Here is a 12,398-nt window from a genome sequence, read left to right as displayed (position 1 = left end):
GATAATTGTGCAACAGATCCTTACGAAGTTTCTTCACCACAAAATGTTTTAAAAGCCTTGAAAAGCTAATTCCAACCAAAAGTTATATATTTAAATTCTACGACACAAATTCCTTTTAGAGAGGGGATTTGTGTTTTTTGTATCTCTTGAAACATCTATTCGACATTTTAATTTACATAGCGTTTTTCAATTTGAATTAGCCCCTTGAATATCGTAATATTCCTTTATTTCAAATTTTTCTCTACTGAATCAATTATGATTACTTGTTTGCACGTCATAAGCGGGTGTGGCGTGTAGGTAAAAATACGCTTAAAGCACTAAAAATGCTTCTCGTAAGCGCTCCCGAATGCCAAGGCATTAATAATCCAAGGTTCACAAAAGCATCAAAAGAAAAAATACAGATCAAACATTTATTTAAAAAGGCACACACTTGAAATTGAGTTATGTCTCATAAAACTAATCGAATATAGCATAAAAACTGCTCTGGATAAATAACCGTTGAGGAAAAGAATTGAATCAAAACAGATCCCGTAAACATTCCAATTCACATACCATAAACAGACTCATTGCTGTTCTCATAGCAATTTATTCTAAGCTTTTATTTTTCTCTAAGAGAAAAACGGTTAAAGAAGTCGTTTATTTGGATATTCTACCATAAAGTGTGTTTTCATTTCTTCCTCTTCTATCTCTTCCTCTTCATCGAGCTCAAAATCTTCATCACATTCAGGAAGACCAAAAATATCTGGATTGATGAAATAACAATCTCTTTTTGTCCCCTTCGCTACAATTTTATTCTTTTCTAATTCTTTGATACCTTCTTTAAAACTTTCAAAATTAAGATATTCTGGTTCTTGAGTTGAAAGATCGCAAGTCAAAAATTCCTCAAGAATATCATGATCCAATGTTATCTGATCAAACCATAAATCCACATCATCTTCATCTGACATTTTCCCTACTTGCCACAACATCACAAAAAAAGCTTTCATACCACTAAATGATAGTGCAAAAATCATACGTCGACACGACGAGGCGCCTGAAAAAGTGATTTGCGGAAGATCTTCAAATCCAAAATTTGAAGGAGGAAGTTTAAATGACTTTCCAATCTCTTCAGGTTTTTTCAAAATAAAGGGATTTCTTTCATGTAACACTGTAAAATCATATTTGGCCATTTTCATTTCTCCGTAAAAAATTTATTTGTTATAATAAATGAATAATTTCAAATGGTTGTCACTATAATTTCTTATAATGCCTCTCATATTTTCCCTTTAAAAATTGTCTGATTTAAGTTATTCGTTGTTTCTGAAACTAAAAAAATCTTCTAAAATAAAACTTTTGAGATCTCTTTCATCTCTCATGGATGTGAGATTGCAGACTGTTGACAATAAAACAGTAGAAAATATGATACCAGCAAATGAGAATTCAAAAATTAAATCTATATGAATGATCAATATTTCTATAGACTAATGGATTTTTATAAACCTATTGGTCATCAATTTTTCTAAACATAGTTGCGCAAGTCCTCAAGCACTTCACTTTCCAGTGTTTTTCTTCACGAAGATGTTCCCATCAAACCCTCAAAAAAATGCATTTTATCGCCTTCAAAAACATTCATTTTATTGAATACAAAATGTTTTTACCTTTTAAAAGAATTTTCTTTTTATGCCATACGAACTTAAAAAATAACGCAATTTGTTGCTTTTCAGTTTTTAGATATGCGTTAAAATGAAATGATTTATTAGGTATTAATTCATTAAAATTGTACAGACAAACAGAAAATTTCTCTTTTTTCTGCTTGTCATTTTTTTAATTCTCTGCGAATTCCTCCAACACTTTCAGTATTCACAAGTCCAGAAGAGACGCATTCATCCATTAATTAGGTACCTAAAGAAGTCCTAAAATGTGAGTTTTCATATTTAATTACATCTATTTTAATTTTATCGTTCGCTTTTATTTTTTATTGAATCACCCAATGTAGCTCCTATTACAAACCTCTATCGAGAGCGGAGAGCTGTTTTTTTAATTATCCAGTGTATTTTTTTCTGTTCCTAAGGTTTTAATTAAATACCATTTTTTTTCTTTTTTAATGCGTTTAATATCATTGTTTTCACTAAGCACTCCAAACCTTTTAACAATTTCAAAAAAGCCACGCGAAGCTGTATAAGCTGTTATGAAAAGAACACGACCGTCATCAAGATAAAGATAAGAATATCTAAACAAGTAAAAGACAAATTCTGAAAATTGAAGAAGAAAATTTCAAACTTTTCCCCACAATCGCTTTCACAAAACTTTTACCATGCCCCTTTTTGGGCTGCCAAAATATCTTGTACTGTTTGAACCAATTGCTCTTCATCAATCATCACTTGCGCAGGGCGGCTTTCACGCCATGTTTGATTATCCTTAATTTCATGAGACAAACGCGCCCCTTCAATCAAATCTTTGATCTGTATTTTTCCACTCTCACGTTCTTGTGAACCTTGGATAACCACACAAGGAGCTTGGCGACGATCTGCATATTTCATCTGCGCTTTAATTCCCGATACTCCCAAATAGAGTTCAGCACAAATTCCCGCATTTCGCAATTTCATCACCATTTTTTGATAGCGCGCAACAGCTTCTGGCTCTTTATCCATCATCAGCACCACAACGGGTCCAAGAGTATTTTTTACCGGCAATTTTCCAAGGTTTTGCAAAGCAGCGATCAAACGTGAAACTCCCATTGAAAAACCTGTTGCCGGAATATTTTCTCCACGAAAACGCGCGACCAACCCATCATAGCGCCCGCCCCCACCAACAGAGCCAAAAACAACTTTTTGCCCATCATCATTGAAAACATCAAAAAGCAATGCCGCCTCAAAAACAGGCCCCGTATAATATTCCAATCCGCGGACCACCGAAGGGTCAATTTTAATGCGATTATGATAACCATTAGCGGCAAAGATTGCTTGCATTTCTTCAAGCTCGCGAACCCCTTCTAGCCCTTGAGTACTCTGACCAACAACTTGTCTGAGAGCATCAAGCGTTTCTTCTGCTGTTTTTGCATTTACCGTGAGTAAGGAAAGAATACACTCAATCTCTTTATCCTTAAGCTCAGCCCCTTTTGTAAAATCACCACTGTCATCCAAACGCCCCTTACCTAAAAGCAACCGTACGCCTTCAGGACCAAATTTATCAAGCTTATCCATTGCTCTTAAGACAGTTAAGCGCTTTTCAATCTGCTCTCCTTCATCTAAACCAATCAACTGCAAAACACTTTCCAGAATTTTTCGGTTATTCAAACGAATGGCATAATCATGTTGCTGAATTCCTAATTTTTCCAAACTATCCGCTGCCATCATGCAAATCTCAGCATCTGCCGCAACGGTTGGTGTTCCAACAATATCAGCATCAAATTGCATAAATTGCCGAAACCGCCCCGGTCCAGGCTTTTCATTGCGAAAAACAAACCCCAACCGATAACTGCGATAAGGTTTTGGTAACGTTTCAAAATTTTCAGCAAAATAACGGGCAAGAGGAGCAGTCAGATCATAGCGCAAAGACATCCATTGTTCATCATCATCTTGTAGCGAAAAAACCCCTGCATTGGGACGATCTGAATCAGGTAAAAATTTCCCCAACACATCCGTATATTCAAAAATTGGTGTTTCAAGCGCTTCAAAACCGTAAAGTTCATAGACTTCACGAATTTGCGCAATCATGGTTTCAGTTGCATACAATTGTGCACTTGTGCGATCAACAAAACCACGCGGTAAACGAGCTTTGGTTTTTTCTTTTTTCAATGACATGTTATTCTCTAGCAACAATATGTGTTCACAGATAACCATTATCCCATAGAAACAAACGCTGCAATGACTTTATCAACCTAGAAGCTTTTAACAACATGTTAGAGGTTTTTATTTTACAAAAGCACTACCCTTATCAGGCAATAGTCTAAAAGAATTTCCCTTTAAAGGAATCAGAGCCATAAAACGAAAACACTCTCTAAATTCTCTTAAGCCTCATTTTAGCACGGTTAGCGTCCTTTTTATATTTTCTTGCCTATCTTGTCTCCTTAAAACAATTATTCATATATTTTCCAAAGTTTCTGCATTTTCTTCAAACACTTGACTTAGGTATTTGATCCCCCAATTCCAACAGAAAATGAGAAATATATTGTGCCTCTTTTTGAGAAGATAAAAAGCAACTCTTGGCTTTGAGATAAAGCAAAGTCACTTCTTGAAAGCAGTGTCTTCCTTAAAATTTGATAAGCCTCCCCTTCTTTATAAGAGCTTTCTCTCTTTGATGGCTTAGCAAAAAAATTAAGACAGAAGTGTATTTTTAGATTGCTCAGCAAAGTTATGAATGACACTTTTTAAATTAACACTATTTCGGCCCGCTTCTGTAATCGATCTTGAAATTGAAGGAATAATATTTTGCCATAACCTTTGAGGAAACTGTTGAGTTAATTGTGTTATCGTTCCCCCTTGAGCACCAATGCCAGGAACGAGAAACAAGCTATTTTCTAACTGTTCGATTGTATCTTTTGCTTCATGACCCAATGTTGCTCCAATAACTGCCCCGATAGGGCCAACCTGATGAGACTGACTTAAAGATTGGTTATTATATTCAAAAATACGCTGCGCCAAATGAACCGAAACAGTTTGATCACCAATGCGCGCATTTCGAATTTGCTTTCCCTCTGGATTAGAAGACTGAACAACCATAAAAACGGCTGTTTTTGTTTCTTCTGCAATCTTTATCAAAGGAATGAGAGCATCAAATCCTAAAAAAGGATTGACGGTTATGGCATCCGCTTTGAATGGACTATTGGGGCCAAGCCAAGCTTTACCATAAGCTTCAGCGGTAGAACCAATATCTCCTCTTTTTGCATCAACGAGAACTAATAAACCTTGTTCGTGCGCATTTTCAATGAGTTCTTCCAAAGCTTGAAGCCCTTCCGCCCCATATAACTCAAAAAATGCGGCTTGCGGCTTTATTATCCCCACTTTGCCCACAACAGCTGTTAAGAGAATATTACAAAAATCTTTTAGACCTTTATAATCACAGCTTAAATTCCATGATTGCAAAACTTTATAACTCGGATCAAAACCAACACAAAGGGGTCCATATTTTTCACTATTTTTCAAAAAAACTGAACAAAACATTTTATATCCTAACATAGCCTCTCTTTAAACTTTCTAATACAATCAAAAAAAAGCATTTGTCAAAATAATACAATACTGAACAGTGACACAGCAACTATCGAATTTTTGTGATAAAAACGTATCATGAACTGTTAACATGATAGCTGCTTTTCATTCCATTTGAACGTTTACATGCATTATAATGTTTGCATCATAATTTGCTTTTATAGTCTGTTCTATACACGGCAATCTTTTATAAAAAATGGTCAATTGAATCATGCATAAAAGTGTGAATTCTAAAGGAATTTATATAAAAATAAATTGATTCAACCCACTAATTTTATTGCATTTTTATGTAAAATTCTCCTATGCTAAATTGATAGCCTTTTAAAGCCGATATCCAAGCAAATGATCTTGTCTTCTCGGCGTCTCATTTCCCCCAACCCGCTCGTACCAAAGCATTTCCTGTAAAAATTGGTATAAACTCTTTCAGGACAATGCTACTCTCTTCTGTCGTCATCTTGCATTCGCAGAATGAGTGGCAGAGCTTTATAGAAAGTTGCAAGAGCGTGTTCAAAACATCAACGATATGGAAGAAGTAAAGCTTACTTTGCCTCTTCTAAAATTGCATTTAAAGTGTCAAATAGAGACTGAAAATGCACATCTACAAACGACACAAAACGCGGCTTAATTCCCCTAATATGCAAAATGAAAGTGGAAGACTTTTTACATGAAAATTATACAACCATTTGATTTATAATTATATATTTCATCAAAAAATAGATAATCACCAACAAATGAAAATCTTTTTTGCTTTTTGGATCATTTGGCGTTGATTTTGATGCAAGACTTCACTTTTTGTTTAATTTTTCTCACAGGGTCTTCAAAGATGATTTTCTGGGCTTTCAAAGCATTTTCAAAAACCTTTCAAAGCTTTCTCTTATTTTACCATTGAAACGCTCTTTTTTTGATTTTCGGTAATTTTTACAATTTTAGATGACAAAATCTAATTTGAAAAAACGAGCATTTAATGGTAAAAATTGTGCATAAAAATAACCAATTAATAAATAATCCCCCTAATTTCACCTCTTTCCACATACTTGTCACACTAGAATAATTTTATCTAATTTGCTCTCATTTATCCCATATTTTTTCTTTAAAGTACGTGCTAAAATCTCTTTTTTTACACTTCACTGCTTTACCTATCCTATACGGTTTTGGATATAGTCCTTGAAGAACCAAGTTGCGAATTATTGTTGTGGATACACTAAAAAGCTGTGCACATTCATGGTTGCGATATATCTATCGCTATTATTAAAAATCATCTCATTTAGCTTTAGTGAAGGACTTTTTCCTTATTTTTCTTTTTTTATATTACATAAATGAGTGGAAATGCTGGGAGGACAAAGCCTCCCCATAACTTCAAGCGGATTTCGTCAAAATTCTTTGCGTCTCTTCTGCTATTGCTCCTAAAAAGATTTCAACAGCTTGATTGATTTGTTTAAGATGTTGCGAAAAGGTAGCCAATACAACACCAGACAAAGATGCCACCATTGTCCCCGCACGCTCCACAAAACACTTCATATGAAGAAGACGAAGGCGTTATTCATATGAAAAAGAAAATACATGAAACGGAACTCATCGTTCAAGTTTATTACAAGACAATATTCTTTACAAAACTATCAAATAGCATTGGTCTATATGTTGAATATGCTCTAATGATATATTGTTTCAGTTAGAAATAGACTACTAAGAGAGGGAGAAAATATTCATTATGTTTTATGTAATAGTTTATTTCACATCCTTCATAAAGGTATGTTTTTAAGTAAATTAAGCAATTAGAGAAAAAAATAAAGCATAATTAAATTAACTATAGCTTTTTTGATTAAACATGTATAATATATTATGTGTTAAGTATTGTTGTTATCTAAGATAATTGGTAGATGTATAACGCTTGATTATAATATCTCTTTTTTTATAAAAATTTCTACTACGTAAGTTATAGATTATATAATTATTTAAAAACCAATATCTATTATTTTTTCATTATTACATTTCTTATTTTTATTGAAAAGAACTTGCCTTCACTAGAAATATTGGAAAATATTGATTTTTTCAAGTAAGATTCCTTTAAATCATTCTAGATCAACTATTAGAGTTTGTGAATGGAGTTTCGTTGATTATAAATTTGGTTTATTAAAAGTTCTTGTCTTTTAAACAGAGAGGAGATCAATTACTGAAAAATAAATAGTGATTAGCGCAATTTTTGTTCCAACAAAAAAACGATATGAGTTTTTATAGGGCCTATTATAGTGATTTTAGTGTTATGAGACCCTTTCAATGTTTCGTTTTTTTAATGAGTAAATGTAAGTTTTGAATTCATATCCTGATTTTTGTAGTTTTTTATAGGATAGAATAATGCGAAAAATATCAAAAGAAGAGCTTACACTGATTAAGCAATTGGAAGGCTTACGTTTACGAACCTATAAAGATTCTGGTGGTGTATGGACAATTTGTTATGGACATACAAGTACAGCTAGTGCACCAACTGTCCATAAAAACATGCAAATTACGGAAAAAGAGGCTTTAAAAAATCTTTCGTCAAGACTTGAGAGAATGTGAAGCCGTTGTTGAAAAAGCCATTACCGTTATTTTAAACGATGAACAATTCGCGGCATTAGTATCATTTTGCTTATAATGTAGGAATAACAGCCTTTTGTAATTCTACACTTTTAAAAAAGCTCAATAAAGGTGAATATGAAGCGGTACCAGCAGAATTGCAAAAATGGACAAAAGTAGGAGGAAAACGTATCCCAGATCTTGTCAATCGTCGCGCGGCCGAAGCCGGATTATGGGCAAAAAGAGCTCACGTTGCTCCCAATTATCATGTAGTAGAATCAGAAGGTGTAACAGGTATTTGCAAAGTAGAAGCTCTTGCACCAATCATAGGTTCTTTTTCAGGGCTTGGAGGGATTTTTGCGGGAAATGGCCCTGTTTAATGGGTTTTAGCAGGTATTATGGTTTTAGCAGCTTGTACAGCTATGGTCTATATTGCTAAACGCTTTCAGGAACACCCTCTCTGATCTTATGGATAAAAAAATATCTGACAATGACGTCAGCGATCATAGCAGCTTTTCTTATAGCTTTAGTGAAAGCCTTTTTCCTTGGAAAAAAGTTGAGAAACAAAAGCAAACAAATGAAGCTTTCAAGATAGCGAAAACACGGCTTGAGGTAGAAAATGAAATTAACAAGAAAAGTGATGCTGATGTGCGCACTAAGCTTTCTAACTGGTTGCGTGACGAATGAACGAACTTCTTGTATTGGGTGGCTGCCCATTTATTTGAATCGATAAGATATCAATGTCATTAGTCCAAATTTGGCGAGAGATATTCTAAAACATAACGAACAAGGTGAACATTTATGTGGTTGGAAACATAAACAGAAAATAAAATGATAAAAATACAATTCCTCTGAGACATTACTCGATGAAAAAATTTGAAAGAGGTGAAGGCATTCAGATTAAAAGCAGCAACACTTAAAGGATTAGAGCACTTTGATGGTTCATTGATTTAATTGAAATGACAAAGGTGCTCAAATGACAACCAAAGGATTTAAGCGGTTATATTTGCATAAAATGATTGAGTGTATCGATATATTCTAAGGGTATCCCTGTTATACTCTCAAAACAAGATGATAAAGGATTTTATGGATTACTTCGCTATCGCCGTATAAAGACGTGATGATACAAAAAAGGGGGTGCTTTCAATAAAAATAATATCTAGAGATCTGGCACCCTTGAGAAAACTAATCCACGGAACTGTACCATGAATAACGGTATTGGTTTTTTATGAGATTTATGAATGATGTTATTTGAGCTTTCTAACTGTAATGACATTGAAGATAAAGTAAATACTCTCACACTGAAGCTGCCTTTTCATGCTAAAGTGGTGCAAAAGCATTGTGAATAATGTTGGCTGTTAATTTTTCTATAGGTAAGCTACCCTCGTGAAAAATAATAGGCAATTCTAGTGAAAAAAAACAACCATTTTTTCCTTCACTTTTTAACCCAGCTTTTTAACCCAGCTTTTTTACTTTCAATAATCACTCAAACAACTTCTTTAAAGATATTGCTTTATTGTTTTAAGATAATTTGTTCCAGAAATAAGATGAGATCATTGCTTTCTTTAAAAATATCACTGTCATATCTTGCAATCTCCCGCGCTTTTTTTAAAGAAAGTTTGTAACAGATAAATATTGATTTATATAGATAATTTAGCGTTACTCATATTGAATTAGAACCTTAAGTATCGTAAAATTCTCTTATTTCAAATCTGTTCATGATAAATCAATCAAAACTATTCACTTTCATGTCACAAACGGGATGAATGTGTGAGTAAAAAACACTGAAAGAAAAGAGTAAAAATACCTCTTTATGAATCTATTTAAATATAAGGACTGTTGCAATGTTGATCAATAAAATAACAATGCTGACTTGTTCATGACAAAGAGTAAATAGTCCATACAATTGCAATTTGAAGTGATTATTTTGTAATTCTTCTAAAGGGGGAGAGTATGGCTGATGCAACCTATAAATCGGATGTTCATGATGTAATTTATGCTCCTGATCTGTATCTTAAAATACTTGAATTCATTAGAAAAGCAAAATCCGGTCATACAACGGCAATTCCCTTCTATATTGGTATAATATCTTATACAAATATTTCTTCAAATAAACCCAATGCGTATTTATGATCTCCATCGCGATTGATATATTCAAAGTAAAGGACATACGGTTGAAATATTGTATATTATCAGAAATAGGATATTTGGGTCCTAAACTTTTTGATACTTATTTATAATTTAGTTCAGATTTTATTGGACATGTAACTCAAAAAGTCCCTAGAGTTGAGTAAAATACGGATTCTCTTAGCCATGATTTATATGACTTTTTCTGGACAGCTTAATTTTCAATCCTACCGTGCGTTCGTGCTTCTTGGCGATAGAAAAATGATAGAGGAATCTGTTTGGGAGGCTGCACTTTTTTCAGCATATTATATACTCAGCCATCTCATTGCGATTGTTGATAGAAATCGGTTTCAAATTACGGATAAAACAGATGCCTTAATAAAAACAGAACTCTTCACAGATCAATTTACAAGTTTTAGATGCCATATTGTAAAAATTATTGGACACGATATAACATAGATTAAAAAGGGGGTTAGGATTACTCTCATTTTATCAAGATAAACCAACAAACCATATTTATGAATACACTAAAGAGATGTCGTATTTCCTCCATGGAAAATGATATAAACTGACATCACAAAGTTCCAATAAATGAGAAATATAATATTTCTATCAATGAAATTGAGAAAAAATTCAATTTATGAGAGAATGCGTTTGTATACTCCTCATCATGACAGCACAAACTTCTATGAAATTTTTCAACCTTGAAGATCTTAATAAGATTCTTAATAAAATAGCGCAATTTGATAAGGGTATTACTGTTTTTACGGCGGATTCAAGAATATCTGGACAAATTGATCAATTTGCAAAATGATCTCTAGAATATATTGTAGAAGCTGGAATTGCCAAACCAAATTTAATCGGCGTTGCAGCGGCTCTTGCCTCCTGTAAAAAAACATTTGTTGTTTCGCTGGCTTGTTTTTTGACAACACGTGCACTTAAATAAATAAAAACAAATGTTGTTTCTTGTGAAATCCCTATTTGACTGATTGGCATTAGCGCTGGTATTCATTATAGGCTACTGAGAGCTACACATCATGCTATTTCTGATTTTTCTTCGCTTTGTACTATTATAAACATACACATCATTACTTCTGCCAATAATAAAGAAACAAAAGCTGCAATTTTTTCTACTCTCAGTCATCCTATAACCCGTTTATATACATTGAGAAAAGCGCGCTGTTAAAAATATTCATAATGATGCTTTAAAAATCGCTATTCATGAAGCTTTTGTTATAAAAAAGAGAAAAGATATTCTCTTCCTTGCTACTGGAGAAACTCGCCAGATTTGTTTTGATGCCGCTGAAAAACTCTAAAATTATATCAAAGGTTATAAGCGTAGCAATAATTCGATTTTTAGATAATATATCTGTGTTAGAGTTATGTAAATGCTATAAATCTGTAGTTATTTGTGAAGAAAATAATATCAATAGAAGGCTTGCAGTTGTAATGACTGTATTGTTTATGGAACAAAACATTAAATGCCAATTTGTATTATTAAATATACCAAATAAGCCTATCTATAATGGAAACTGACTAAAGTTTTTAACAAATTATGGAATCAATAAAGGAAGTATAACGAAAATAATATTAGAAATGACATAATATATACAAAATATTAAACTTTTCTCTAATATGCTCACCAGTTCAAAAACAGCATAAATCATTAAGAATGCAAGAAAATAAGATAGGTAAACCTATTAAGTCGCGCAGCTTTTCTCACAGTAAACGAGCTTTTCTAAAGACAGTACACTTTTTCATTACTTAAAACATACTACATAAAAAATATCATATCTATATATTATTTATTAGATCAATTTTTTATTATAATTATAGATTACAATAATACATATTGACACTTTTAATAATTTTAGTATATTAATATAATTAATATTATTCCATATTTATTTAAAACTAAATGAAGTTTATAAATTTGTGTTTTGTGCTAATGTGGAAAATAATTAATTAACATATTATATTTTAATGTTTTTATATAGGAGGGAAAAATGCTTACAGCATTATTTATATCTATTTTTTCTATATCAACAGTTGTTTTACCTTTAATAGCAGCGTTTGTTCCTTTTTATCCATAGAATGAGTTTTTAACAAAGTGAATACAAAGTTATATGTGTTTTTTCTATGTTGATTATTATTAAGCTTTTTTTATTATTGTAGTGGTTGGGTATTTCCTGTCATTTTATAGAAGAGATGTTTTACCTTTTCTATTTAATGCTTATGGTCAACATATCTGTACAATACACAATTATGCTCATCTATAAAAAGACTTTCTTTCTCTAAAAGCAGCATAACATACTGCTTTTAGAGCTTAAAAATATCTGTATTCACTAAACTCTTGCGTGTAATATCTTTGATTGTCTGAGTACCGGTCAGTGTCATAGCTACCCGCATTTCGTTGGCAAAAAGATCAAGGAGATGCATAACACCTTTCTTACCAGCTGCTGCAAGCGCATAAACAAAAGCACGGCCAATCATAACAGCATCCGCACCTTGTGCTATCATGCGTACAACATC

Annotated in this window: 8 protein-coding genes and 6 pseudogenes; 6 read left to right on the top strand and 8 right to left on the bottom strand. The window is 32.8% G+C overall.

What is annotated here, in order from left to right; translation table 11 throughout:
- Positions 1–69 (top strand): annotated as a pseudogene (locus tag ACFIO3_RS03875) (peroxiredoxin); the annotation flags it as partial.
- A gap of 554 nt (positions 70–623) precedes the next feature.
- Here ACFIO3_RS03875 and ACFIO3_RS03870 read toward each other — a convergent pair.
- From ACFIO3_RS03870 to pyrF, 3 genes are all read right to left on the bottom strand, one after another.
- A complete protein-coding gene (locus tag ACFIO3_RS03870; RefSeq protein ID WP_375608074.1) occupies positions 624–1,169 on the bottom strand; it encodes a replication protein in 546 nt (181 codons plus the stop codon).
- Positions 1,170–2,288: 1,119 nt separating this feature from the next.
- Positions 2,289–3,782: a histidine--tRNA ligase gene (gene hisS, locus ACFIO3_RS03865; protein WP_375608073.1), complete on the bottom strand. Its 1,494-nt coding sequence runs from the start codon at positions 3,780–3,782 to the stop codon at positions 2,289–2,291.
- Between the two features lie 513 nt (positions 3,783–4,295).
- Entirely contained in the window at positions 4,296–5,141 is an 846-nt protein-coding gene (gene pyrF / locus ACFIO3_RS03860) for an orotidine-5'-phosphate decarboxylase (protein ID WP_375608072.1), read from the bottom strand.
- 520 nt (positions 5,142–5,661) lie between these two features.
- On the opposite strand from pyrF, the pseudogene ACFIO3_RS03855 reads away from it, so the two are divergent.
- A pseudogene (locus ACFIO3_RS03855) lies at positions 5,662–5,811 on the top strand (transcriptional regulator); the annotation flags it as partial.
- A 443-nt stretch (positions 5,812–6,254) separates the two neighbouring features.
- Here the strand turns inward: ACFIO3_RS03855 and ACFIO3_RS03850 are convergent.
- A pseudogene (locus ACFIO3_RS03850) lies at positions 6,255–6,445 on the bottom strand (helix-turn-helix transcriptional regulator).
- A 97-nt stretch (positions 6,446–6,542) separates the two neighbouring features.
- Positions 6,543–6,692 (bottom strand): hypothetical protein, encoded by a 150-nt coding sequence (locus ACFIO3_RS03845; RefSeq protein WP_375608071.1) that lies wholly within the window; start codon positions 6,690–6,692, stop codon positions 6,543–6,545.
- A gap of 846 nt (positions 6,693–7,538) precedes the next feature.
- Here ACFIO3_RS03845 and ACFIO3_RS03840 point away from each other — a divergent pair.
- Together ACFIO3_RS03840 and ACFIO3_RS03835 are read left to right on the top strand one after the other, a co-directional pair.
- Positions 7,539–8,203: pseudogene (locus ACFIO3_RS03840) on the top strand (lysozyme).
- Positions 8,200–8,426, top strand: a pseudogene (locus tag ACFIO3_RS03835) (hypothetical protein). The pseudogenes ACFIO3_RS03840 and ACFIO3_RS03835 overlap by 4 nt, the downstream one beginning before the upstream one ends.
- Positions 8,427–9,062: 636 nt before the next feature.
- Here ACFIO3_RS03835 and ACFIO3_RS03830 read toward each other — a convergent pair.
- Positions 9,063–9,360 (bottom strand): annotated as a pseudogene (locus ACFIO3_RS03830) (integrase); the annotation flags it as partial.
- Between the two features lie 332 nt (positions 9,361–9,692).
- Here ACFIO3_RS03830 and ACFIO3_RS03825 point away from each other — a divergent pair.
- Together ACFIO3_RS03825 and ACFIO3_RS03820 are read left to right on the top strand one after the other, a co-directional pair.
- The gene (locus tag ACFIO3_RS03825) at positions 9,693–9,872 is read left to right on the top strand and encodes a hypothetical protein (protein ID WP_375608070.1); all 180 of its coding nucleotides are present in this window, start codon (positions 9,693–9,695) and stop codon (positions 9,870–9,872) included.
- A gap of 180 nt (positions 9,873–10,052) precedes the next feature.
- Positions 10,053–10,325, top strand: coding sequence for a hypothetical protein (locus tag ACFIO3_RS03820; protein WP_375608069.1), 273 nt, complete (start codon positions 10,053–10,055; stop codon positions 10,323–10,325).
- A 339-nt stretch (positions 10,326–10,664) separates the two neighbouring features.
- On the opposite strand, the gene ACFIO3_RS03815 is transcribed toward ACFIO3_RS03820, so the two are convergent.
- Positions 10,665–10,862: a hypothetical protein gene (locus tag ACFIO3_RS03815; protein WP_375608068.1), complete on the bottom strand. Its 198-nt coding sequence runs from the start codon at positions 10,860–10,862 to the stop codon at positions 10,665–10,667.
- A gap of 1,323 nt (positions 10,863–12,185) precedes the next feature.
- Positions 12,186–12,398, bottom strand: a 213-nt coding sequence (locus tag ACFIO3_RS03810; protein ID WP_375704122.1) for an alpha-hydroxy-acid oxidizing protein, incomplete at its 5' end; no start/stop codon positions are given.

The organism is Bartonella sp. AD328YNZD (assembly GCF_042196425.1).
This window is presented reverse-complemented; position numbering and strand designations above follow the sequence as displayed.

Bases quoted from the DNA above. Each gene is read 5' to 3' on its own strand.
- pyrF (WP_375608072.1), bottom strand. From the start codon at position 5,141: ATGTTTTGTTCAGTTTTTTTGAAAAATAGTGAAAAATATGGACCCCTT.
- ACFIO3_RS03870 (WP_375608074.1), bottom strand. From the start codon at position 1,169: ATGGCCAAATATGATTTTACAGTGTTACATGAAAGAAATCCCTTTATT.
- hisS (WP_375608073.1), bottom strand. From the start codon at position 3,782: ATGTCATTGAAAAAAGAAAAAACCAAAGCTCGTTTACCGCGTGGTTTT.
- ACFIO3_RS03825 (WP_375608070.1), top strand. From the start codon at position 9,693: ATGGCTGATGCAACCTATAAATCGGATGTTCATGATGTAATTTATGCT.
- ACFIO3_RS03815 (WP_375608068.1), bottom strand. From the start codon at position 10,862: ATGCCAATCAGTCAAATAGGGATTTCACAAGAAACAACATTTGTTTTT.
- ACFIO3_RS03820 (WP_375608069.1), top strand. From the start codon at position 10,053: ATGATTTATATGACTTTTTCTGGACAGCTTAATTTTCAATCCTACCGT.